Raw genomic sequence first — 25,378 nt, forward strand, 5'->3', positions numbered from 1 at the left:
CCTCACTCCTAACCAACTAACAAGAGGATGGTAACTATGACTATGTCAATAGCTGTTAATGAGCAAAAGCAAATCGTCAATGTTAAGCAAGTCGAGCGAGGGCTGGCTTGTATGTGTTTTTGCTTTGAATGTGGCGAGCCTGTAGTGGCTCGTAAAGGTGAAAAGAATGAGCACCATTTTGCACACCTAAACAATAAGGAAAGCTGCACTATTCATCCTGAAAGTATCCTACACAAGTTTGCTAAACAAGTCATTATGCAAGAGAGGTATTTAACACTGCCATCACTACCTGATGACGAAAATAGCGAGGATAAAACTTGGCAGTTTGACCACCTTATCGAGGAGCAATCTATAGGCTGTATTCGACCGGATATAGTCGCAACGGTCGATGATGAAATGATGTTTATTGAAGTTGCCGTGACTTCTTTCATCGATACTGATAAAGCAGATTTTATTAAGCAATTAGGCATTAAGACTGTTGAGATCGATTTGAGAGATATCATGACACAAGGTATTGAGGTACCGAGTGAGGAAGCCAAAGATTATATTCTAGACTGTGTCAGTAATAAGCAGTGGATATTCCCAGCACCGAAATCGTTAACAATACCAGTAGCCCCTACACTATTGGTTGAATCCACCTATAACTGCCAAACAGTCACTGAAAATAATATCAATGAAAGCTTTGATAAAAGTTACGACACTTATCGCTTTACTATCAACCATGCTTGGGTCGACGTGAGAGTTTTTAAGTCAGGCATGGTATCTGTTAAATGTGTGAATTTTAACCACGATGTTATTGAGATACTAAAGCAGTGGCGTAACGAAGGTGGCGGTCAGTACAATCAAAAATATAAGTCATGGAATTACTTCAAGCCGTTTTCAGACATTGTCTTTCAGCGACTGCAAGAAATGGATATGACCCCTACTGCTTAAATATAGCTCTACCTAATATTACGGACAACAAAGCTATGACACTCACTACTATGCTGCTAATTATAATCTTGCTAATGATGGCGCTACTTGTATGGACGATATAGCGAATACAATTGCAAAATAAGGCTCTACTAGAGAGCGAACGGGATATTGCGCAAATTAAGAACGATATGCTTGAAAGAAAATGAATTTTTGAAAAAGGATTATATTTTTTAGACTAAAAAATATAATCCTTCCATCATTGTAGAAATTGAAATGGAGGGTTTGGGAATCAAGCAGATGTAAAGCACAATCAAAATTATCGATTCATAATATTTTTATAAAACAAAAACTTACATAAAAATTATCTTTAACTTAAACGAAAATATGAGTAGCATGAAATTATGACTTGATCAGGAAGATCAATTTTAGATAGTTAAAACTATCTTTCTTACACAACAAGGAATCGTTTATGTTATATCCAAATCCCAATACTGAAAACAGTACCGTCCACTTTCGCGAAAAATACGACAATTTTGTCAATGGTGAATGGGTTGCACCCATCGATGGCGAATATTTCGATAACACAAGCCCAATTGATGGTAAAACCATTTGCCAAGTTGCACGTTCAAAAGAAGCAGATATTGAAAAAGCACTAGATGCGGCTCATGCTGCAAAAGATGCCTGGGGTAAGACAAGCGTCACTGAACGTGCCAATCTACTCTTAAAAATCGCTGATAAAATGGAAGCCAATCTAGAAGCTATTGCTATAGCCGAGTGTTATGAGAATGGTAAAGCGGTTCGCGAGACATTAGCTGCCGATATTCCATTAGCTATTGATCATTTCCGTTATTTCGCTGGCGCTATTCGCGCTCAAGAAGGTGGTATTAGTCAAATTGATGATGATACTGTTGCTTATCATTTTCATGAACCACTTGGTGTTGTCGGTCAGATCATTCCATGGAACTTCCCTATCCTAATGGCTGTTTGGAAACTTGCCCCTGCATTAGCTGCTGGCAACTGTGTCGTCCTAAAGCCTGCTGAGCAAACTCCTGCGTCTATTCTCTATATGCTTGAAACAATTGGCATTGGCGATATTTTGCCTAAAGGTGTTTTGAACGTCGTCAATGGCTTCGGGGTCGAGGCCGGTAAACCTCTAGCATCTAACCCACGTATCAATAAAGTCGCCTTTACAGGTGAGACTACTACTGGTCGTCTTATCATGCAATATGCCAGCGAAAACATCATTCCGGTAACGCTAGAGCTTGGCGGTAAGAGTCCAAACATTTTTTTTGCAGACGTTATGGATGAGGACGATGACTTCCTAGACAAAGCAGTTGAGGGCTTAGTTATGTTTGCACTTAACCAAGGTGAAGTTTGTACATGTCCTTCACGCGCTCTTGTTCATGAAAGTATTTATGATGAATTTATCAAACGCTGTATTGAGCGTGTCAAAGCCATCAAAATGGGTAATCCATTAGATACGGATACCATGATCGGTGCACAAGCAAGTTCAGATCAGCTAGAAAAGATTTTATCTTATCTAGATATTGGCAAAAAAGAAGGCGCTAAAGTATTAGTCGGTGGCGAACGTGCCAGGCACGAAGGCGATCTCGGCGATGGCTACTATGTGCAGCCGACTATTTTTGAGGGCACCAATGACATGAGAGTGTTCCAAGAAGAGATATTTGGTCCAGTGCTAGCAGTCACTACTTTCAAAGATGATGAAGAGGCAATGAGTATTGCTAATGATACTTTGTATGGTTTGGGTGCTGGGGTTTGGACTCGTAGCGTACATAAAGCTTATCGCTTTGGACGTGGTATCCAAGCAGGTCGTGTCTGGACCAACTGCTATCATATCTATCCTGCTCATTCTGCGTTCGGCGGTTACAAGCAATCTGGTATTGGCCGTGAAAACCATCTAATGATGCTTGATCATTATCAGCAAACCAAAAACATGCTGGTGTCTTACAGTCCTAAAAAAATGGGGTTCTTTTAATTTCAAAATATGTGCTCTAAAAACATGCTTTTTTCTTACTAAGGCACCGAAATGAAACAAACAATTGTCTCAAAATAGTGCCTTTCCCATTTTATCCATTAGGAAAGTCACTTTTTTGTATGGCACATAATTTGCCTTTAATGGAGATATGACAATATTGTCATGCTTGAACCGAAGAAGCTATGTTGTATTCATTATGAAGTACTTAATATATTTTGATAATAGCTTACCAATTTATTGTCAATTGGCTGAGCTTTGGAGAACGACATGTCTAAAAACGCTGATAGCCAACTAAATGGCGTAGCAGGAAGTACTCAGGCTGAAAATGACTATTTTGCTAAAAGACAATTGAAACAAGGTGCGGTCGGCTGGGTACTATTAATAGGCCTTGGTGTTGCCTACGTGATTTCTGGCGATTTTGCAGGTTGGAACTTTGGACTTGCTCAAGGTGGTTGGGGCGGGATGTTTGTAGCCACTATTGTAGTCGCCATAATGTACCTCTGCATGTGTTTATCTATGTCAGAAATGGCGACAATGCTACCTACTGCAGGTGGCGGTTATAGTTTTGCACGAACTGCTTTTGGACCTTTAGGAGGCTATTTAACGGGTACAGCAATTTTAATTGAATACGCTATTGCGCCAGCCGCTATTGCCGTATTCATTGGTGCCTATTGTGAGTCTCTATTTGGCATTGGTGGTTGGATGGTATATCTAGCTTGTTATATTGTTTTCATAGCCATTCACCTCAAAGGTGCTGGTGAAGCCTTAAAAATTATGTTTGGGATCACAGCCATTGCTTGTATCGCACTAGGTGTATTCATAGTATCAATGATTCCTCATTTTGATAGTAAAAATCTTTTTGACATAGCGGTTGGGAATCAAACAGGAGCAAGCTCATTCTTACCATACGGCTATATCGGGATTTGGGCTGCTGTGCCCTATGCCATTTGGTTCTTTTTAGCAGTTGAAGGTGTACCTTTAGCAGCTGAAGAAGCCAAAGACCCAGCTAAATCATTACCACGTGGATTGATTGGCTCGATGCTAATACTAGCAACATTTGCAATCCTTATACTATTCTTGGGACCAGGAGCTGCTGGTGCGGATGCATTAAAAGACTCAGGTGCACCCTTAGTAGATGCCTTAGCCTCTGTATACGGAGCCAATTCTTGGTTAGCAAGTTTCGTAAATTTCGTTGGCTTGGCTGGTTTGATTGCAAGCTTTTTCTCGATCATATATGCCTACTCTAGACAGATCTTCGCTTTGTCTCGTGCAGGTTACCTACCTAAGAAACTGTCATTAACCAACAATAATAAAGCACCCTATCTAGCTCTTATCGTTCCTGGAATCATAGGCTTTCTATTGTCACTTACTGGTGAAGGTGATTTACTTATCCTGATGGCTGTATTTGGTGCAACCGTTTCGTACGTATTAATGATGGCATCTCATATCAAGTTACGCTTATCTCGACCTGACCTTGCTCGACCTTATAAAACACCCGGTGGCATTTTCACTTCAGGTATTGCTTTAGGTTTGGCATTACTTGCCGTAATAGCAGGGTTAATGGTAGATCCTAAAGTCTGGTTTATGGCTGCTGGTATTTATGCCATATTTATTCTTTATTTCGTTATATTTAGTCGTCACCATTTAGTCAGTGGCACACCAGAGGAAGAGTTCGCGCAAATAGAAGCGGCAGCTGATGAATTGAATTAAATACACTGATTATGATGTTGTATAAGTTAATTAGAAACCTCTCACACGACTCTAAGTTTCAACTAAATTGAAACTTAGAGTTATGATAATCTGAAATATATAGTTTCGTTAGCAATTCACATATTAGAGCTAATCAATGTGCTTACGAAATCAAGGTGGTTAACATGGCATATAAACATACTGTAGGACAACGAAGCTACCAGTTTAAAGACTTAAAAACCTTGCTTGCAAAAGCATCGCCTAGGCGTTCAGGTGATGAGTTAGCTGGAGTAGCTGCCAATGATGCGACAGAGCGTGTAGCAGCACAAATGGCACTAGCAGACTGCTTATTAACTGACTTTCTAGATGACTTTTTAATTTCTTATGAAAAGGATGAAGTCACTCGTTTAATTATGCAGCAGCATGACCCTCAAGCTTTCTCTAAAATATCTAGCTTTACTGTTGGAGACTTAAGAGACTGGCTTTTAGGCGAGTCAGCTACCACAGAGACTATATCAGATTTAAAATATGCCTTTACACCTGAGATGGTAGCAGCTGTCAGTAAAATAATGCGTGTACAAGACCTTATCTTGGTGGCCAAAAAATGTCGCGTGGTCACTAAATTTCGTAATACCATCGGTCTAGAAGGGTCTCTATCCACACGCCTACAACCAAACCATCCAACAGATGATCTATTAGGTATTTCTGCAAGCATCATTGATGGGTTGATGTATGGCAATGGTGATGCGGTCATTGGTATCAATCCTGCTACTGATAATATCCAGAACCTATCAGAATTATTAAAACTACTAGATCATGTTATCTCAGAATATCAAATCCCTACTCAGTCTTGCGTATTAACCCATATCACTTCTGCTATACAGTTAATCAATAAAAACGTACCTGTCGATTTGGTTTTCCAGTCCATCACAGGGAGTGAAAAAGCGAATACCAGCTATGGCATAAACTTAGCGATGTTAAGAGAAGGGTATGAGGCTGCTACGAGTCTTAATCGTGGCACAGTAGGTCAAAATGTCATGTATTTCGAAACAGGTCAAGGTAGTGCGTTATCAAGCAATGCTAACTTTGGTGCTGATCAGCAAACGCTTGAAGCCAGAGCTTATGCTGTGGCTAGAGAGTTTAAACCCTTATTGGTTAATACCGTGGTTGGTTTCATTGGGCCTGAATATCTTTTCGATGGTAAACAGATCATTAGAGCAGGATTAGAAGATCATTTTTGTGGCAAGCTTCTTGGCGTACCCATGGGTTGTGATATTTGCTATACCAATCACGCTGACGCAGATCAGGACGATATGGATACTTTACTAACGTTGTTAGCCAATGCTGGTATTAACTTCATCATGGGCATTCCAGGCTCAGACGATGTGATGCTCAATTATCAGACGACTTCATTCCATGATGCCCTATACATTAGACAACTTCTTGGTCTTACCCCTGCCCCTGAGTTTGCGCTTTGGCTCAGTAATAACGATATCTATACCCAATCTGGTAGTAGTATCAATTGGTCTGACAAACCGTCAGCCTTACTGTCAGGAATAATGGGTAGCAAACTTACTTAAGCGAGAGTATAGAAAACGTCAATACACTATAAAGAGAAATGCTATGTCTACTAATTATTCACAAAATAAGACATCATTGACTGTCAAAGATCATGTCAAATCAAATACAAACAGTGCTAGTGATTTAGTCCATTTAGATCCTTGGGAAAAGTTAAAACAATATACAGATTCTAGAATTGCTTTGGGACGTGTAGGTTGTAGTGTTCCTACTAAGCCCTTGCTCAAGTTTCAGCTTGATCACGCTGAGGCTAAGGATGCCGTATTACAGGATTTGGATGTTGATGCTTTAGTCGTAAAGTTGTCTGATCATTGTCATTCATCTATAGTCGAGCTAGATTTAGAACTCGTTGTAGATGGTTTAGATCAGATAAATAACCAAGATGATCAGGTCAGTGATAATTTGACAATACTGAAAGTAACCAGCCAAGCACAAGATAAGTCCGAATACCTTAAACGTCCAGATTGGGGAAGACTGCTTAGTACTGAATCCGCCAAGCAATTGGAAATATTTGGTAAAGACAAGTCTTACGATGTTGCTATTGTTATGGGAGATGGCTTATCAGCGAGAGCAATAGCCGAGAATGCTCCCAAACTTGTTGCAGAACTCATTTCGCTTTTTAAGGAGAAAGGTTGGACTATTGCACCCTTAGTCATCGCTACTGGTAGCCGTGTCGCTTTAGGGGATGAGGTAGCCGAACGTCTTCATGCCAAAATGCTAGTCATGCTTATAGGAGAGCGTCCAGGTTTGAGCTCTCCTGATAGCTTAGGTATTTACTATACTTGGGAAGCTCAATCTTCGAGTCATGATGCTATGAGGAACTGCATCTCTAATGTGCGCAACGCAGGCTTGCCAACCAGAGTAGCAGCAAGTCGTCTCTTAGCATTAATGGAGAAATCTTATGAGCTCAAGTTATCTGGAGTTGATCTAAAAGATGAGCAAGAACTACCAGTATTAGATCAGGGTCAAACAGCGATTAAGCTACTATGATGACGAAAAAACATTATGAATCGCCTCGATACTATCGGAAACACAATGCTGTGATTTTTTGTCTTGACGATAGTTATGTTGGGACTTTTCCAAAAGCTGTGTAACTGTTTAACGACATAACTTCTCAGCACCTTGTTTGCCTGAGTCACCTTCAGAATTTAGCACATCTGTAATTTTACAACTGCTACCATTACACTTTAACGAAAAGTCTTTTATGCCAATATACTCATTAGTGTACTTAACATTGGCTCTCACCCTGCCGTTACTTAATACTTTATAGCTAATATTCTGAGCTTCATCAATTGAGAAGCCATTACTAGGATTAATACTGAGTGTTTCGTAAGCACTATGACATTCAGTGAGCTCCATGTCGTCATCACTCATGCGACTAATCCTAGATAACGCTACAGCGTTTTGTAAATCTCTATCTGAATATTTAAATAGGCTATCCAATGTATCCACATCTTGACCATTAGCGCTTGCTTTGACTGCGGTATTGTACATATTTTTTACAGTTTTTATCTTCAAAGTATTAGTATCTGCGAAGGCAGGCATCATACCGACGATTATTAAAGGTAATACGTAAATAAGTTTTTTCATTCGTAGAGTCCTTATAAGCTTACTGTTAAGAGTAGTTCACACTGTTCATGTAAATAAGTTTAGGCTTGTTTCAGATAGATACCGTGAGTCTCTAAATCATTTAGCACATGGTTGATCGCTTTAACTTGTCCATTTGTTGGATTACTTCTAGATCTACCTTGTAGCAGATTTGGAATAATAGACACGATATCCTCATCTTTAGCACTCAGTAAATCTTGTTCTTTCGCTTTTTTGATTAACGTTGTCCAGTTACTCACTGGCATAGCGCACAGCTCGTTTAATGAATTAACAGTTTGTACTGCCTTTTTTGCCACGTCTTGCTGCTTTTCTTTGATAACGCTATCTGGCACTAACTGACTTTTGAAGTACATATCAAGCTCAAAGTACTTCTTACTATCAATGATTTTTCGAAACACTGTTAAAGTATCTTTAGCCTTCGCCATGGATAGTACGGCTTTCCCAGACTCTTCACTGAGCTGATTAAGTAACGCATTCACTTTAGTAGACGTCTGGATGAATTGATTATGATAATGGGCATTGACTGACTGGTTGTTCCATATTTTAGGATAGTTAAAATCAAGCGACTCTCTATCCATCAAAGATTTAATCACATAGATGCTATAAGCGGTGATTGTCGCTTTGGTATTACCCACAAATTTTTCTTGGCTATAAACAGACTTCTTACAAGCATTCCAAATAATAAATTTAGCAACGACTTCTTGAAAAAAGTAATCATTGATTTGCTCAGGTGAGTGCTCCCATATTTTCTCTATGGATTGAGCAAACCCTCTAAATGCCATCTGCGCTCCCTTGATCGAATCATGCGGCTTTTTATCAAAAATCAGATATATCTTAGCCAAATCTGTTTTAACAATAAGCTGTGATTTTGGATGCTCAGATTTAAATGCTTTTTTGCCTGCGATGGTCAGTTTACTTTGAGCATTGAGGTACGAACCACGCGCGCGCTCATAGTACCAGCGTGTCTGCTTAATATTATCATCCGATGGCGGTGCCCATACTCGGCGTGAGATCTCTTCAAGGCGTCGATGAAACGGATGGTTAGAGAAAAAGTCAGAGTCTTTAACCGCGTTTTGAGAGTTGGCATATCTTGAAATATTGCTAATTAGCTCATCAGACTTCGAAGCACTGACGACGTTTAGTTTCACTTGTACGTGAATATCCTTCAAATCAGCTCTGTCTTTTTTACGTGTTAATAGTAAGGATGCTGTTGTTTGACCACCGTTCACAATCTGTAAGTTATTCAGCTTAGTAATAGCACGCTTATCAGCGTCATACTCTACCTCTGACGCTGTTGCTGTTATGCCGTTGTTGTAGCTGAAAAATAGTGATGGCTCTGTATTGATTGTTTTTCTAATCCCTTTATTAATCTTGCCACGAAACTCTAAGAAACTACGTACGTTTGCTTCTAATAATCTAGCGCCATATTCATCATATAAGTTTGCCAAAGTTTCGCCATTGATGACGCACAAATAGCTTGTCAGCTCTTCAGACTCAGTTGCGACTAGCGTAGGAATAGCGCCACCCCATTCCATCAAATCAATCTCGATTGCTTCAGATTGAGATTGACTGCTCTCTAAATCATACAGACGCTTCACATCCCAAATATCAACGCGCAAAGGCAAATTGATATCATCCTCAGTATCTCTCTGATTGGCAACACGTTTACTTAACTGAGCATTGGTTAAAATAATCAGCTTTATCGACTCAATACGTGTATATTTTTGGAATATTTCTTTGGCAGCGATATAGCCAGAAGAGCTTTCTTCTAAGCTTTCGATAAAACTGCTGTCTAAAGCATTATTAAAAAATCGAGTTGCAGACTTTTTTAACTGATCAATACGGCTGTTCGTTAGAGTCTGTAAACTATCTTCGTGATTAAAATCATTAATCAGAATAACCAGCTCAAGCGGATCTGAATCAGGGCTATCATAATCTCCATTAAATCCTAATCCATCAATTCGGCCATAACGTGGACGGTGAAAATGATGTAAGTCCATATCGTTAACAACGCCCTGTTCTTGCAGATAAGGCAGGGTTCGCTCTATATATAGAATCTCCTTATATTCACCTTGAGATGATGAGTTGTGATCTAGCTCATTCATCAAGTCATCATAATAACTTTCTAGATCCGTTTGATTGTTCATCATCACTCTCCTAATTCATCATCAGCTTCTTCCATACTGCCGATATAGCCATCTACATATACTTTGTTGACAATGTAGCTTACGGGCTGATGATTTTCAGATTTCGGGAAGCTAATGGCAAATGCAGGTACATGACTTAAATTAGATTCATCCTTATTCGCATCCTCATGACTCTTTTGCTTTTTCTTTAAGTCTAATGATTTGAGTACTAATAAAGGTTTATCTCTATTTTTCCGATAAAATTGAGCTGTTTGGTCGATATCTGCAATGATTCTTTGTTGCTCTGCTTTGTTATATTGATCTTCAGTTAGACCAAAAGCCTCTTCCCAAGGGCGTAAGATACGACCACCACCATCAGCGGTTTTAACATGATCTTGGTGGTAGCAAGACTTAGCAAAGGTACGCAGCTGTGATGGTGCTTGTATACCTAAAAAGCTTTTGTGAATGACGACATCCCATGCTGCCATCTCCTCTTTTCTTTCTAAAATATAAGTATATAGCGCCTCTTTACGATCAAGATCATCTACTGAATACTCATAATTAGAGAGCAATGCGATAATATCGTTCACATTGACATCATTTGCTAAGAAAAATAATTCATGGTCTTTTTCTTTATCATGACTATAAGCGCCATGAAGTCCGTATTGGTCATTAATAGCAGATCCAAAAGTAGCAAACTTACGGCGTTGCTGGTCCAAATCATCTAGCGCAATACCTCTGAGTGTAAAGCTGCTTTCAGAGAAACTTTCGGATAACGTTACTGATTCTGCGTGACGCATTTTATTTTTTGCTGTAATGAGTAAGCCGGTGTTGCTGTTTCTAACTTTTAAGCCATATTCAGATGGCGTTAAGTTATTCTGCTCCATAATGATAAATTCTTTGCGTAGCTCTTCGATAGATTGGGCGATAAAGGCATACCACTCAAATGAAGCGTCAGGAATATAGAGTTTGCACAGGTCACGATAACGATCACGATAGCCAAACCAACGTCCCATCTGTAGCAAAGTATCAGCCATAGCCGTATTACGAATTAAATAGCTAATAGTAAGACCTTCTAGAGTAAAGCCCCTAGACAGACTATAACCACCAATAGCGATCACGTTTAAACCATCTGCATAATTGTCATAATCTAGCTTGTCATCACTTGCGCTATTAATAATTTTAACCTTAATAGTCTCGATAACATTTTGTAGCTTTTTAAAAAATTCATCCACATGACATTCATTGCTATATGCCAAATACTTACGATAAAGGGCGGCTAAGTGATGGTTCTCTATACGCTCATTTTGATCTTTAGCGCCTAAGTATTTTACAGCTCTTCTTATCTCTTCATATTCTTGACTTACTAGCCCGAATACATCTTTTTGTTCTTGTGTTTTGTGAGATACATTAATAAGCATAGATGTATGCCGATTCCCAATCGACCGCACATCTTTGATAACGATACTCACTAGATACTCATACATAGCATCTATCAAGCTTTTTGGTAGCTCTGTAATCTCAAATTCTTTTGGTTTTTTTAATGGGATTGTGTCTTCATTATCATCGATAAACTCAATATAAGGCGAGTCATAATTGGGCTCACCTTGGTCATTCAAGAAAAACTCTTTTGCACCCATATAGTTAGAAGGTGCTTCAAGGGTAAAAATAAAATCTTTCGGAAATAAGTCATCCGCTTTTGCCTGATCATAATCATCAGGATCAATAAAAATATTGGCAAATGGTGTCGCTGTATAGCCGATATATGAGCCTTGACTAAACAAGTTGAACATTTCTCGAATTTGTCCGTTAATTCGAGTGGTCTCATTTGGATTCTTACTAGTATTGATCGAAGCATTATCTGCCTCATCATCGATAATAAGTGCTGGTGTCCCAATAAAACGCTGACCATCCTCATTATTACGTAGCCACTCAATAATATTGTCTAAAGTATGGTAGTTTTTCTTGACGACCATAATTACAGGGTTTTTAGCATTCTCTGGTCTGACCGCAGTTGAGGCACGTATTTTTCCGTTAAAGTCGTCGGTTACAGTAGTGAAGCAGTGTGGTTCATTTGATTTAATAACAGCCATAACCGCTGGATCATTGCTATGCCCTACACCAATATGTTTTTGTTTTTCACTATCTTTGCCAATAAAGCCTTCGTTAACTCGCTTTTGGGTCTGAGATCTTAGATTATTATGAATACCTGTGATCAAGATAATCAGTTTGTAACCATAATCTGCGGCAAGGTTGATCAAAGATAAATAGTTGGCCGTTTTTCCAGACTGAACATTACCGACTACCAATCCTTGACGCTTAAACGGCGTATCAATATTGGGATTACCTAAGCGTTCTAACGTCTCTCTATTAGTAGATTTCATAACACTGATTACTTTACTAGGCAGCTGGCCCTCAGTGCGCAGGTGCTCATAGTAACGATCACTATAATACTCATTACTTGATACAGATTGTAGCCACGGTATGGTTTCTTGTTCTTTATCTAGAATATGGGCTGGCTGCTGCTCAGTACTAAAGTAAGTTTCTATCTTATGCTTGAGCAATTCAAAGGCAGCTTGTTGATCCTCTACCTTTAGACCATGCATCACCATCATTCCTGTAATTGCCTCAGAAGATGATAAATTACTGTTACTGGACATAGCAGCTATGCATGCTTCATAAATTCTGCTAATGGTTTGATCACTCATACTTTAATATCCTTTATTATTCAAAAATAACCGCCAATCTCCTTGGTAGTTACAATAAGGTTCACTCGTTTCTAAAAAACTCTTTATGAGACTGACGTCCAAATTCATATCAGCAAAGTTTTTTAAATAATCTATAGCCAGTGCTTCTATTTCTTTATCCGTTAGCTTCGTCTTAAAGTCTTTTGGTGCGGCGGCATATTCTGAATAAAACTGATCTACAGGAAAACTTTTCTCAATAAGTGCTATCACATCTTTTAACTGACTAGATTGAGATGGTTTTAACTCAGTAATTAGCCTTTGGATTAATGGATGCTCTTTATTAATCTGATAAGACTTCAACCCCTTGTTGGTATATTGATGCCAGACTGGATTGGTGACAGATTTTTTACGATAGCCTTTAGAGTTATAAACGCGCTTAGAGCCAGAAACATAGGTATCTATGTAATGCTTTAACTGATCACGAATCTGGTCAGGCGGCTTGGCATGGGATTTTTTGATATCGATGTGCCATTCACTATCGAAATTATTAGGCAAATCAATCTCGATACGTGTTAGCGCTGTCAAATCAGATTTACTAGTCAACCGAAACCAGTCCCCTAAGATCAATAACCGATTAGCTCGATAAACATAAAACCCTTGCTTATCTCGGTAGCTGCCTAGTGCGTATTTCTCATACTCTATTTGGGTACATTTTGAATGATGCGGTAGCGTATAGCCTTGAATACTAATGTAGGTATTTTTATATCTAATGCTTTCTTTATTATGAAACTGAGTGGCAAGAGAAGAGCGAAAAAATGGATCTACAAAATCAATAGCTCTACCATTGATCCTAATCTGTAAGTTGTCGGCATGTCGATAAGATGTATCCAAGAATCGATGGAAAATCAGTCTCAAATGTGATTCGGCTTCTTCAAATCTTTGCAGTAAGTGCGTTTCGCTGCCTAGCTTGTGATCGTCATTTAAACGATCGCACTGCTCCCATACAACTAATGTACCTGTATCTATTTCTTTTAAGCGGCTTACTTGATAAGCGGTATCAATAGCATCTGTACTTAACTGAATTAATTTCCAGCTATTACTCTGTGATACCTGATCAAGATCCCAACACATACCGTGAATGTGATCGAACTGCTTCGTTATCACAGTTAAACGTTTGCACTGAGAAAATGACGCTGTTTTCAAACCTAAACCAAACCTTCCTAGATCTTTATTATCACGCTCAATTAAAGGGTTTTTTGAACCAATGGTCATCGCTTTAACAAGATCATCACGATTCATTCCATCACCATTATCGATAATTGCAACTTTGGTTTCTGGTTTTATATCAAACGCGATATCAACAAGACTTGCACTTGCTGTAATACTGTTATCAATCAAGTCAGCTAATGCTGTGTCTAATTCATAGCCAATATCTCTCAAAGATTGCATCAATGCGGCAGCATTTGGTGGGCTGTCTATCATGTTTAATGTTGTCATATCTGTTATTACTTACTTCCGTTTATGCTAGTTTAATTAGCAACCAATTTACTGACGCCTCATCTTTTATGAAACTATTTTCAGAATTTTTAGCAAACTATATTTCATATTTTTGCAGCTCCTTACCACAGTTCGAAGCACTTACACTGCATAATCTAATTGAATATATGTTTGCTCTTTAGTCACTCTTTTTTGTAACACTTCAATTCCATTACAAACTAAATAGTTTACTTAATTCCAATACTTAAAACTATCATAGTTATGACTATCAGGGTCTACAAATAATAAATTTCTCTTGAAATATTTTGTATTATGCTATATTTATTCATATATAGTTCACTATTTTCAAATGCCTACAATTTTCCATTTACGTTATTGAGTTTTATCTTCTAGTTATCATCCAAACTATTTATTATTAACTAAATAAAGGCAGTAAAAGCTAACATCTGTTCGATAAAATTATAATATCCTTTAATCACTATCAACCCATAACTCAATCTATTCAAAAGGCATTTTTATGACTATGAAACCTTCGATGCTAGTTGCTTCGCTTTTTAGTACAACAATGATGTTAATAGGCTGTGTTCAAACCAATGCTATTACGCAATCTGTGAGTAACGCTGCTACTGAAACTGTCGGTGGGTTTAAAACTGCTTTTGAAGGTTATGCTAAATCTAACACACCGAAAAAACAAAAGGAGCTAGCAAACGCCTATCACATGTTTGGTTGGATGGAAGACGGTTGTATTGGAGATAGCTCTTTTGACTATCAGAAAATTGCTCTGCTTAACTCACAACTTATTGAAAACATTAAAGCAGTTCGAGACGTTCCAATCGTTGATCCTGTTATAGATGATGGTTATGAGTATTATGTAAAGCCGAAGTCACAATGGCATCCTGGTTTTGCTCGTATAATTGATGATGTCAATATAGATGTTAATTATGAATATACTGAGTATCATTTTAAGTTCAAAGATAATGTTTTCTACCGCGGTCAACCTTTGGCAGAATATTATTATAAATTTAGACCTGAGTCTGAGGGTGGTCAGGAAGTTCTAAAATTTACAAGAAATGCTGATGTAAATAGTATTTGGCCTAACTTCAAAGGTCGTCAAGTTGAAGATTCGATGGATGGTAGCTTGTATGAGTCTAAGGCTGAATACGACACGAAAAACAAGACACTCACTTGTCGTTTTGATTAGATAAAGAATCCGTTAACTACCTATAAATAAGCAGAGGGAACATAATGAATTACAAAACCATTGCTATTGCTTTTGCTGCTTTAAGCCTACCTCTGCTCTCGTATGCTCACTCGTCTCCTGATCAAGTTAAAGTTTGTTATAGCTTCGCTGGCGATACTTTAGAACAGACACAGTCATGTATCATCTCATCAGGTGGTGGTGCTGGCGGAGTTTATGAAAATATAAAAATTGGTAATAAGTATCATTTATTTGAAGGGGCATGCGGTATGGATGGCGAATGCGATTACTCTTATTACCCAAGTGGTCCAGATAGCAATATAAAACCTAAGCAAGTTATTTCTTACCTAAGAGATGGCACATTCCATACGAAGGTAAAGCCATCAGAAGCTGCCAATGCCAATCACCTACTTTACTGTTACAAAACTAAGAACGGCTCTTTAGATATCTGTACTAATTAATTTATAAGGATTTATAACGAAAAAAATATTCATTGGACTAGCGGTAATGTTTATCAGTGTTTCTAGCTTTGCTGGTCTACCTGAAATGATGAAAATATATAAGAATCCTAAATAAGCGCCGAAAATATCAGCTTGTAAAGGTGATACTTATTGCAATGGGTTTATAGCTCTATCAAAACAGTGGAAAGATATTCCTAACTCTTATCGCTATAAAGGCGAGTACGACATTAAAGCTTATGCTAAAAATGGTGTGACTTACGATAGTTAAGGCCGAAACCGAGGTTTAGAAAATGGCTTTTACTGGTCTACCGATAAATCGCATAGCTTTATAAACAGTCTTGATAAGTACATTGAAACTAAAGGACATGTACCTGACAGTCATGAAGGTGGCTTAGCGGTTCTTTTATATATTGAGGACAAAAATGGCTGGGTAGAAAATTTCTGATAGCTATTATCGAAGTCTAAAAATACTAACTTTCAATATTTTTTTAAAATGCGAATAGTTTGATTCTACTTATTTATCTTCTAGAAACATGTTCTAGTGAAACTGCTTGTATTAAAATACTGATCCGACTACGTTTACTCAGGCTTATAAATGGTTTTGAATAAAAAATAAACCGCCCTACTCTTAGTAGTAAGGCGGTTCAGTAAGCCTAGGCTAATCGCTCAGCTATCTTAGTTTCAATCCACTCTGCAATCTCACTAGCTACCCACACTACCCTAACCTGTGTAAGCTGTATTTTCTTAGGAAATGTTGAGTCATAGCGCTTGGATTTTTTATTGTTAAGCTCGTATATTGTGGAACGACTAAGACCTGTGTAATGACCGACATCTTTGATGCTTAGTAGCTGTGGGATGTGATTACATTGTTTGATCACAGGCTGTGTTGCATTAAAGTTTTCCATGACTAGCTCCTTTGTAAGTTAATGAGAATCTTTCTTCTCATACAGTTACGGAGTCCCATATTTTTTTACGGCATCCCATGTGGTCCAATGACTAGCCTTAATTGAAGCAACGAAAAAAGGAGCTGAATAATAAGCTCCTTTCTTATGCCGTCTATCCGTACTGCTGCTTTAACTTATAGCTGTCACACTCTCTCTTAAACTTCTTTCAATATTACCGACATTGTAGGGAGCGATACTATTTTGCGACCCTCCTTGATGACTACTGCTAACATCACCTGTCTCTACAGGATAAAACTCATCCACTACCTCCATTGCATCTTCGCTATCGAAACCAAAGCATGATTTCACGTAACCAAGCTTTGCTGCTGTTTCTAGTGCTGCTTGATCAAAGCCATGTTCGCTAAGCTCCTTATCAATGGCCCCAGCATCTTGTACCGCTTGTTTTAGTGTCACATCATCGCGTAGCGTTAAATCTACAAAGTAGATCGGAGTTCGATAGCTTTGCGTAGTGCTCTTACCTCTAAGCGTGAGTTGTAATGGTAGACACGACAGCTTGTTGCCTGATACCGCTGCGAAATAGCTTAAGCGTGCAGCTAAGGTACGTATGCTATTGAAGCCTGTGGTGCGAAAGATGAACGTACCCAGCTCATCGTCTTCACTCAGATTCGCGTACAGTCTGCCATACGGCTTACAAGCGCTGCCTTGCGCCAGTGGACAGCGATCAGGTGACGGGCAAGGCAATTGCTCTACACCATTATTGGTTCGACGTTGACACTGCTCACCGTCGCCAACACATAGCGGGCGTCCGGTCTGTCTATCAAACAGCGTGTACTCAGCACGTAGGTTAAGTTCAGGATCATTAAACAACATACGTACCGGTATTTGTCTCAGCTTACCGTCATTCTTTTCGCGTAGCTTTGCATCGAGTGGATGGTTGATCCAGCCATCCTTGTTTTGGACTTGACTGGTGATGGTGAATTGATCGTCTTTGGCAGGTAAACGCTTGCCATCTTTTACGATGATACGTCCGATGCTGATACGACCTAAAACTGGTGGGGTTATCGTTAGACCTTTAATCATGGTGATATTCCTTATATGTTTAATAGAATGTGTTTGCCCATAAAAAAGCCCACCTGTGCTAGGTGGGCAGTTATGCGCTTGCTTTGATTTATTAGCTTTGACTGGTTGATTGCTGCGCTGATGATTGAGTGACCTTTAGCTCAGTCATTAAGCACAACGAAGCGTCTGCTGCCTTGCTTTGTTTTACTGAATTGCTTAAGCAATTCAGGATGGGCTTTGATGACTGCCTTGCTATCTAGACCGACACTGTCTTTCGAGCGCTTCCATGAAATAGCCCCTTTTTCAAACACGGCAACTTCGTTATCGGCAACCAGCGTTTGCAGCTGGTGCTTCACTTGGTCATAGCGCTGCTCTAACTCTTGCATACAGTCACGATAGCTAAGCAATTGCTCAAACAGCTTATTAGCTCCGTTATCTTCCCGCAGATCAACCTTGCTTGATGGCTTAGCGGTTGGATACAGTAGCTTTAATGCACGGGCTGCTGACTCAGAATGATCCGGAGTTGGTGGCGTATCTGTTTCCACGTACTGCCAGAACAGACGCTCATGCTCCATGATAGAATCAATCAAGCGCTCGTCACGCTCAACTTTGTAGATCTTAGCTTCATGTCCACATAGCAGTACACAGATATGCGCAGCAGCTTTACCTGTGACTGCTAATTGATGCTGAACTTGGCACGTCACATACAACGGCACGCCATGCTTCCATAGCTTGGCACCATGTTCACCAGCGGTTTTACACTCTAGTATCTGTACCTCATCATTGCCAGTAATGGCATAGTCTAGGTTAGCCAGCATAAAGGCTTTGTCAGGATTAGGGTGCTGCAAGATGGCATTGACGCGGCGTACCTTATTGCCTGTATGCTCTTGGTAGTATTTAGCCACCATTGGCTCTAAGGTATTGCCCCAGTAGAGTGGTGAATAGCCTTCAATGCTCTCATCGATGTTTGAGGTCATGCGACCAGTCTTGATCATCCATAGCTCAAGCATGGATAAATACGGATGAATACCACAGGCAGCAGCGGCATCAGAGCTGCCAATGCCTTGCTTACGAAACTGTAGCCAGTCTTCACGGCTCAAAGATTTGGTATTGACCAGGCGCTTAGCAGTGGTTGATATGTTCAGTTGGGTAGGTTTGTCAGCAGTATCGCTTTGCTTCGTTTTCACTACTGATGATTTAAACTTCACGGTGGCACGTTTGGCTTGTCTTGGCTGAGTAGAACTGTTTAATGCGATCATGTTCATGGCAAATTCCTTAGATAAATTGACTATTGGGATTCAATGAAATAAGCGACATAAAAAACCACGCTCGAAGGCGTGGTTGATTGTATTGTCAGACTTTAAACGTGACTGGTTAAGCCAGCATCAGTAGCGATTCCTCTAAACCCTTTTGCTTAAGCTTAGCGCCAGAGCCAAACCAAGCACCATCTAATCTATGGTCTCGCGACATCGCCCTACGTTCGTGATCGACGTATTCAGTGATACTGCATAGCAAACCATAAGCGGTGTCTTTGGCAGCATCAAGATCCGCCCCGCGACCTTGACCGTTAAACATATTCATCACCTGATTCATCGCTTTTGCATTAGGAACCGCATCTTTTTCCTTCTTAGCCGTATTAAACAGAATTAAGCCATCGTCTTTAACATCGTTAAACACGCGGTTTAAATAATTGGCCGCTTCTGCTTGAGTGACTCGTCTATTGGTTAATTGTTTCATCTCATAGTTAAACTCATTCCATTGATTAACAGATACGCCTAATTGCTGCTTTACCTTTTTGGCATCAAAGGTAGTGCTATGCGGTACTTTCACCACACCGCCACTACCATCAGCTAAGCTGATCGCTAAAGTGTTATTACATACCACGCGAATATTGGTAAATTGTGCTGTGGTGGCAAGCGTGCCATCAAAAGCAGTTGCTAGTAGCAAATAGCCATGACTGACATCACCGCCGCGTAACGTCGCGGATTGCCCCGTACGGGCGAGTGCCCAGAACTTACGTCCACCTTTTAACACCCCTGCGGTCTCCAGCTCAAAGTCAGCTTGTTCAGTCAGGTCACGATAAAACTCTAAGATCTCACTGGGTTGTACTTCTTGATAGCGCTGACTCACAACAGATAGTGGCTCTAAAGTGTCACTACGGTACAGTACCTTGCTATTGTCATAAGGCATGATTAGGTTTTGACCTTTATCATTGGTTGCCATGTAGCTCACATCTGATGATCCAATACGCCAATCCATACCTGCTTGCTTGGCCCAGACTTCAATAGGCTGCTTGGGTGACAACTCGTTGCCAAGTCCGTGCCAAGGGGTTTCGCCAACGTATGCCATGCTCTCGATTAAATGTGCCATGTTATTGCTCCTTTATGGTTCGATAAAATAAGTGGTTTGATAAGTGAGGGACTAAATAAATGAGGAGATCAGATACTGAAGGTGTGCTGACAGGTATTGCATAAATAGCGCGGTGTAAGAACCGCTTTAATGAGTGGTGGTTGGATCAGCTTTTGTTGTGCCAGATTGATCACAGTAGCAATAGCACCGCCTGCAACCATGCCAATCATAGGGTTGATCTTGTAGTACTTGCAGACGCTAACACCAAGACTGACTAATAGCTTAGGTGAGAACAGATGCTCTGCCATACTCTGTGTATTGGTATCTATATTTTCTATAACATGGGCTGAGTGACAGCTCGGACAGATAGGTTTCATAGCATCTCCTTGATAGTAGCGCATAAAAAAGGCCTGCTATAAAGCAGACCTTGATTAGACGTTGAGGGATAGATAAGAACGCGATAGCTACTTATCTCATCTCATGGCGATACTGTATATCTGAGATTATTTTGATATTAAGGGATATCTATGCTGAGGCTTTGTTAAACACCACTCTTACCGAGCTAGTGAGTCATGCTTTGCCCAAACATATTCATATTCGGTAAAGACACTTTAAGACGCTGATAGCTACCATCAGGCTTGTCAGGACTGGTTAAATACAAGGCAGCATTAACAGCATTTTCGACTTCTTGCATGTTGTTACGATGAATCATCCCGATACCAAGTTTACCGTAGCGTGCAAGTCCTTCCTTATACTCCCTAGTATTTAAGACAAAGCAATATCCAACGTCATCAGTTATATCTCGCCATTTTTGTCCAACTTGATCAGCCAAATAATTGTCCTGGTAATGTTTTGAGCTATCAAAGATCAATAGCAAATGACAGTGAAAGCCACCATTTTCCTCACCCTGTTCTAACGACCAAGCGTACCTCAATAAATGCGTAAAACAAGTATCGCCATTATGGATAGCCTCTCTTAATTTTTTCATATGAAAATCGAAATCACGAATAGTAATGTGATGGCTGTTTTCTTGTATGTATTTTAAATCCACTCTAACAAATAATAATCTTGAGTAATTTGAGATTAGAGTTCGAACATTATTCTCTAAACGCTTACCGTTTTGATGACTCTGATAACGCCACGCACTATAGTCTTTTCTAATTGTCTTCTCATGACTTAACAGCAACTGAATAAATTGTACTGTCTTTTCATTATCCCAAAATACGTTATAAGTATAAGCATCACCAACAATTATATTAGTGCTTTCTATAAATGCCTGGATTGGTTTTAAATATTTAAATTCAGGATCAAAGCTAATCATGAACGAGTAATAGAACTCGTTCAATCGACTTTTGATTTGTTGAAAACTGATCGTACCGAACAGTACATCTCTAACCAGTCTGTCGACGTTAGAGATAAGTTGTGAGTGGTTAACAGGTGAGTAGATCATGGCTTGATTTCCTATGAATATAAAGTTGAATGGGTATTACATATATTCATAGGGTTGTGTATTTTTTTACTACTGAGTGCGGATACGATCCGCTTTAGTTAAGTAGTACTTAATGTAAGTTATATTATAGTACCAACAATTTGAGGGTATACAGATCGCAGTTTTATGCAAGCCACGCTTGGGTTTATGAAAAATACAATACAGCAAATCACTGTATTTTAACGAAGATGATGAGGATGGAGTTAGCTAATAGAATATTTCTAAAATCTCTAGTGAAAGATGGTTTTATAGTATATATTTTCCGGTATAACATACATCCACACTAACGATAAAATGACGGTTTTATGATGTAATACTGATGATATAATTTAACTAATTATGAAGAGACAATGATGCAACCAACTATAGATTATGATGATAATCATTCAACAATAGGAAAAATAGTTAAGGGTTCCAATGAATATGAAACTTACTGGCATATATATAACTATAGAATGAGTTATGAAGGGTTTAAAGATCCAGTGCCTAGAGAACCTAAATTTTATAAAGATATCTTGATTGAGTTACTGGAGAACTCAGGTAAAAGTAAAAGAGAGGTTGAAGCTCTGCTGAAGAATACTCCACGCATTTTGACCCCTTTTCAGTACGTTGGTTGGTTTTACAAAGATGACAGAGCTTCGTTATGGTTAAAAATAGTTTGTAATAGATTTACAAACAACATGCCTCCAATCAGTAATAAAATTGATATTAGAAATTTTTTACATGACTTGATATACAATTCAAACATAGTTATAAGGAACAATGCTATAAATTTTATAGGTCCAGTTTATAAGCAAAGAAAACTAGATAGTATAGAGTCTTTTAAAAGACTAGAAAAAATTTACATGAAATCAAAAATAGATAAAAGATCGGTAGCGTTTTTACGTGATAATAAAAATGTAGAGCATGCGTATAACTATATAAAAGATAAGGTGCCGACCATATCTATATTTAAATACACCCAAGATATTATCTTTGATACAACAAGCGATAAGTCGAATTACATTCTAGCGGTTCTTGATTACTGGAATTTTGAGAAACTATGGGGTAGCAACAATCTTGCGCAATTAAATGGTAAAGTTGATGAGCAAACAAGAGAAGAGTTTATAAAGAAAATAAAAGATGCTTGTAACTCGAAAAATTCTCGTGATAGGGCTAAGAAACTTAAACAGACTGGCTTAGAGCTGACGAAACAGAATAAAGAGAACCTAAGATATCTTGCTAAGAGTCATGGCAAGACACAACAAGATATCTTAAATGAGTTGGTTGGATTGGCTTATAATCAGACACGAAATCAAGAAATTCAACTAAACTCATCCTTTCCTAATCAAGATGCTTTTTTCGATAGCATTCCTCAAACGCAGCCCTCTAGCTCGCAAAGTGAAGATAAGTTAATTCCAAAAGGCAACATGTTGAATGACTATAAAGAGGAGCCGAGTCGCTCGTATAATACAGAATCTTCTATTACGTCAGTATGCGATAATGAGAAACTACCGACTGTCACCCCTACACCCAAACAGGAAGCTAGTTCACTACAAACATTTCTTCCTGAAGAAAATTATGGAAAACAAATTGAAGATGCAGGTAATGTCAATACAGACAGCTACCATAAGTTATAACTCAAAATAGGGGTAAGTCTTCTAGCTTGCATAAAATCAAGGTACAATACACTTATTGAACCTTCATCTTTGATCCAAGATTTTGAAATCAGCACTCTATGTACACTATGGTGTACACCTAAATTTATTAAAAATAATTTTTTATTTAATATCAATAACTTAATTGCTATATACCGTTCCGACCACTGGTACCATTATTTAGTACAAACTAGCCTCCTTTATCGGAGGTTTTTTTGTGCTTATTATTTATATTTGTTTTAATAAATTCCGAGCTCGTTTATATCGATACTTCAAATGGCATGACAGCGCTTATCTTAATCGGTACCGCATAACTCCATGGCATGCCAGCACTACAATAAAAATATCCATCATTAAATGACACAATATAGGCTGTAAAATCATTACCACACTGATCCATCATCGCTTGTTCATCGCTTTCATCACACACTGCGCACCATATTTTTTTATCACCCCGCGCTAGCATTGCTCGTGTCAAATCGCTCCCTTTTAATTCATGACTCATCATCAGCTCCTTAATTATCTTGAACTTTCTCATTACTATTTTTTTAGAAAGTTAATTTACCAGTACTCAATTTATAAGTTTGGTATGAGCTATAAACAATGTCTTATCAGGTAAATACAATTCCTATAAAAGACTATTTATTACTTTCATAACTATTGATTATCGTGGTTAATATATTGTAAAACGATAGCATTAGAACTGTAACATATAACTATAATATTCATGATGGAAGGCAATAATATTCAGACAGGCGGTATAGAAAATTTGAAAAACTTAAGGTATAAACCATACTGAACATCTCTTAGTGAACATATGTTAACTATATTAAATTTACTAGTGTTTTAACGCCATATATCTTTGATATATTAACCTTACACTATATTTAATTATTGATATATAAATTATTCACATATTGCCATATTTTTATGGTTCTATATTCGAAAAAAACCTTTACCGTTTAATAATCGATACTAAAATAAAAGTATTGAGTGATGTAAAATATTAATCATGAAAACTCCTACAGCATCCAGTCCACGTAAAATCATTCATATAGATATGGATGCGTTTTATACCAGTGTAGAACAACGTGACTTCCCAGAATTACGGGGCAAGCCACTAGTGGTTGGTGGAGATCCAAATGGTCGCGGTGTTGTAGCAGCGGCTAGCTATGAGGTTCGTCAGTTTGGAGTGCGCTCAGCCATGTCTTGCTATGAGGCTCGCAAACGTTGTCCAGAAGTCATATTTGTTAGACCACGTTTTGAAGTATATCGAGCTGTTAGCAGCGATATTCGAAATATCATGTACAGCTTAACGCCTCATGTTGAGCCATTATCGCTAGATGAGGCTTATCTTGATGTCACTGGTCTCACGGTACATAAAGGCTCAGCGACATTAATGGCCAACTGGTTAAGAGCACAAATATTGCAACATACAGGATTGACTTCTTCTGCTGGCGTATCCTTCAACAAGATGTTAGCCAAGATTGCCTCTGATATTAATAAGCCTAACGGCACCGCTATTATCACACCAAAAGACGCTGATGCTTTTATTAGCACACTGCCTATTGAACGATTTCATGGGATAGGTAAAGCAACGGCAAGACGATTACATGCGATGGGCGTGACAAGCGGTGCTGATCTACGCCGTATGTCAGCCGAAGTATTGATTAATGAGTTTGGTAAGCGCGGACAGTTTTATCATGATATCGCTCATGGTCGCGATGAACGCGCTGTCAAATCTGAGCGCCTGCATAAGTCTGTTGGTTCGGAGACTACTTTTAGAGAAAACCTAGACGATGACACGGCGTTACGTGTACAAATCTATGAACAAAATGCGGATGCCTTCGCGCAACTGCACAAAAAAAATCTCATCGCTCATACTATAACGCTCAAGGTTAAGTATGCCGACTTTACTCAGATTACCCGTACGCACACGCTAACCACCGCTTTTAGTAGCGCTGAATCTGCACATTACTGGTTAGACAAGTTATTCTTAGATATTCCGCGCCAGCTCCCTATCCGACTAGTCGGGGTCACTTTTTCGTCATTGGCACCTGCAGCCCAACTATTGCTTCAATTAAATTTATTTGAGTAAAATAAGCAAAGACTAACGTAGTAAACATTAGAACAGTTAAAAATCATTGCTTAGGCTATTTAAGCAATTCAAACAGGTTTTGTATA

20 protein-coding genes are annotated in these 25,378 nt (G+C 38.8%); 9 read left to right on the top strand and 11 right to left on the bottom strand.

Annotated elements, in window-relative coordinates; genetic code table 11:
• Positions 1 to 36: 36 nt before the first annotated feature.
• The 5 genes from ACQKC9_RS04625 (at position 37) to eutC (ending at position 7,168) form a co-directional block, all read left to right on the top strand.
• Positions 37 to 933, top strand: a complete 897-nt coding sequence (locus tag ACQKC9_RS04625) for a competence protein CoiA family protein (RefSeq protein ID WP_427620674.1) — start codon at positions 37 to 39, stop codon at positions 931 to 933.
• Positions 934 to 1,384: 451 nt separating this feature from the next.
• A complete protein-coding gene (adh, locus tag ACQKC9_RS04630) occupies positions 1,385 to 2,911 on the top strand; it encodes an aldehyde dehydrogenase (RefSeq protein WP_427620675.1) in 1,527 nt (508 codons plus the stop codon).
• A 267-nt stretch (positions 2,912 to 3,178) separates the two neighbouring features.
• Positions 3,179 to 4,621: an ethanolamine permease gene (gene eat, locus ACQKC9_RS04635; RefSeq protein WP_427620676.1), complete on the top strand. Its 1,443-nt coding sequence runs from the start codon at positions 3,179 to 3,181 to the stop codon at positions 4,619 to 4,621.
• A 164-nt stretch (positions 4,622 to 4,785) separates the two neighbouring features.
• The gene (locus tag ACQKC9_RS04640) at positions 4,786 to 6,180 is read left to right on the top strand and encodes an ethanolamine ammonia-lyase subunit EutB (protein WP_427620677.1); all 1,395 of its coding nucleotides are present in this window, start codon (positions 4,786 to 4,788) and stop codon (positions 6,178 to 6,180) included.
• 43 nt (positions 6,181 to 6,223) lie between these two features.
• The gene (gene eutC / locus ACQKC9_RS04645) at positions 6,224 to 7,168 is read left to right on the top strand and encodes an ethanolamine ammonia-lyase subunit EutC (RefSeq protein ID WP_427620678.1); all 945 of its coding nucleotides are present in this window, start codon (positions 6,224 to 6,226) and stop codon (positions 7,166 to 7,168) included.
• Positions 7,169 to 7,276: 108 nt separating this feature from the next.
• On the opposite strand, the gene ACQKC9_RS04650 is transcribed toward eutC, so the two are convergent.
• Genes ACQKC9_RS04650 through ACQKC9_RS04665 form a run of 4 tightly spaced genes read right to left on the bottom strand, consistent with a single transcriptional unit; the run spans position 7,277 to position 14,096 of the window.
• Positions 7,277 to 7,768: a hypothetical protein gene (locus ACQKC9_RS04650; protein WP_427620679.1), complete on the bottom strand. Its 492-nt coding sequence runs from the start codon at positions 7,766 to 7,768 to the stop codon at positions 7,277 to 7,279.
• A gap of 59 nt (positions 7,769 to 7,827) precedes the next feature.
• Positions 7,828 to 9,936 carry an AIPR family protein gene (locus ACQKC9_RS04655; RefSeq protein ID WP_427620680.1) on the bottom strand — a complete coding sequence of 703 codons (2,109 nt, stop codon included), beginning with the start codon at positions 9,934 to 9,936 and terminating at the stop codon, positions 7,828 to 7,830.
• The gene (locus tag ACQKC9_RS04660) at positions 9,936 to 12,620 is read right to left on the bottom strand and encodes a Z1 domain-containing protein (RefSeq protein WP_427620681.1); all 2,685 of its coding nucleotides are present in this window, start codon (positions 12,618 to 12,620) and stop codon (positions 9,936 to 9,938) included. The genes ACQKC9_RS04655 and ACQKC9_RS04660 overlap by 1 nt, the downstream gene beginning before the upstream one ends.
• A gap of 3 nt (positions 12,621 to 12,623) precedes the next feature.
• Positions 12,624 to 14,096, bottom strand: a complete 1,473-nt coding sequence (locus ACQKC9_RS04665; protein ID WP_427620682.1) for an ATP-binding protein — start codon at positions 14,094 to 14,096, stop codon at positions 12,624 to 12,626.
• A gap of 517 nt (positions 14,097 to 14,613) precedes the next feature.
• Between ACQKC9_RS04665 and ACQKC9_RS04670 the strand changes: the two genes are divergently transcribed.
• Both ACQKC9_RS04670 and ACQKC9_RS04675 read left to right on the top strand, forming a co-directional pair.
• Positions 14,614 to 15,297, top strand: a complete 684-nt coding sequence (locus ACQKC9_RS04670; protein ID WP_427620683.1) for a hypothetical protein — start codon at positions 14,614 to 14,616, stop codon at positions 15,295 to 15,297.
• 44 nt (positions 15,298 to 15,341) lie between these two features.
• Complete coding sequence (locus ACQKC9_RS04675; protein ID WP_427620684.1) at positions 15,342 to 15,755, top strand: hypothetical protein; 414 nt, start codon at positions 15,342 to 15,344, stop codon at positions 15,753 to 15,755.
• A 653-nt stretch (positions 15,756 to 16,408) separates the two neighbouring features.
• Here ACQKC9_RS04675 and ACQKC9_RS04680 read toward each other — a convergent pair.
• The 6 genes from ACQKC9_RS04680 to ACQKC9_RS04705 all read right to left on the bottom strand — a co-directional run bounded on the left by ACQKC9_RS04680 (position 16,409) and on the right by ACQKC9_RS04705 (position 21,518).
• Complete coding sequence (locus ACQKC9_RS04680) at positions 16,409 to 16,660, bottom strand: helix-turn-helix transcriptional regulator (protein ID WP_427620685.1); 252 nt, start codon at positions 16,658 to 16,660, stop codon at positions 16,409 to 16,411.
• Between the two features lie 168 nt (positions 16,661 to 16,828).
• Positions 16,829 to 17,740: a hydrolase or metal-binding protein gene (locus ACQKC9_RS04685; protein ID WP_427620686.1), complete on the bottom strand. Its 912-nt coding sequence runs from the start codon at positions 17,738 to 17,740 to the stop codon at positions 16,829 to 16,831.
• Positions 17,741 to 17,880: 140 nt separating this feature from the next.
• Complete coding sequence (locus ACQKC9_RS04690) at positions 17,881 to 18,984, bottom strand: YqaJ viral recombinase family protein (protein WP_427620687.1); 1,104 nt, start codon at positions 18,982 to 18,984, stop codon at positions 17,881 to 17,883.
• A 109-nt stretch (positions 18,985 to 19,093) separates the two neighbouring features.
• Positions 19,094 to 20,089: a DUF932 domain-containing protein gene (locus ACQKC9_RS04695; RefSeq protein WP_427620688.1), complete on the bottom strand. Its 996-nt coding sequence runs from the start codon at positions 20,087 to 20,089 to the stop codon at positions 19,094 to 19,096.
• A 68-nt stretch (positions 20,090 to 20,157) separates the two neighbouring features.
• A complete protein-coding gene (locus ACQKC9_RS04700; protein ID WP_238068674.1) occupies positions 20,158 to 20,445 on the bottom strand; it encodes a hypothetical protein in 288 nt (95 codons plus the stop codon).
• Positions 20,446 to 20,630: 185 nt separating this feature from the next.
• Positions 20,631 to 21,518: a YagK/YfjJ domain-containing protein gene (locus ACQKC9_RS04705; protein ID WP_427620689.1), complete on the bottom strand. Its 888-nt coding sequence runs from the start codon at positions 21,516 to 21,518 to the stop codon at positions 20,631 to 20,633.
• Positions 21,519 to 21,907: 389 nt separating this feature from the next.
• On the opposite strand from ACQKC9_RS04705, the gene ACQKC9_RS04710 reads away from it, so the two are divergent.
• On the top strand, positions 21,908 to 23,176 hold the full coding sequence (locus tag ACQKC9_RS04710) for a hypothetical protein (protein ID WP_427620691.1): 1,269 nt from the start codon (positions 21,908 to 21,910) through the stop codon (positions 23,174 to 23,176).
• A 277-nt stretch (positions 23,177 to 23,453) separates the two neighbouring features.
• Here ACQKC9_RS04710 and ACQKC9_RS04715 read toward each other — a convergent pair whose 3' ends face one another.
• A complete protein-coding gene (locus ACQKC9_RS04715; RefSeq protein ID WP_201572470.1) occupies positions 23,454 to 23,699 on the bottom strand; it encodes a hypothetical protein in 246 nt (81 codons plus the stop codon).
• 507 nt (positions 23,700 to 24,206) lie between these two features.
• Here ACQKC9_RS04715 and dinB point away from each other — a divergent pair.
• Positions 24,207 to 25,292 (top strand): DNA polymerase IV, encoded by a 1,086-nt coding sequence (dinB, locus tag ACQKC9_RS04720; protein WP_427620692.1) that lies wholly within the window; start codon positions 24,207 to 24,209, stop codon positions 25,290 to 25,292.
• Positions 25,293 to 25,378: the final 86 nt, after the last annotated feature.

This window comes from Psychrobacter sp. NPDC078409 (assembly GCF_050268505.1).
In the GTDB taxonomy this organism is placed as follows: domain Bacteria; phylum Pseudomonadota; class Gammaproteobacteria; order Pseudomonadales; family Moraxellaceae; genus Psychrobacter.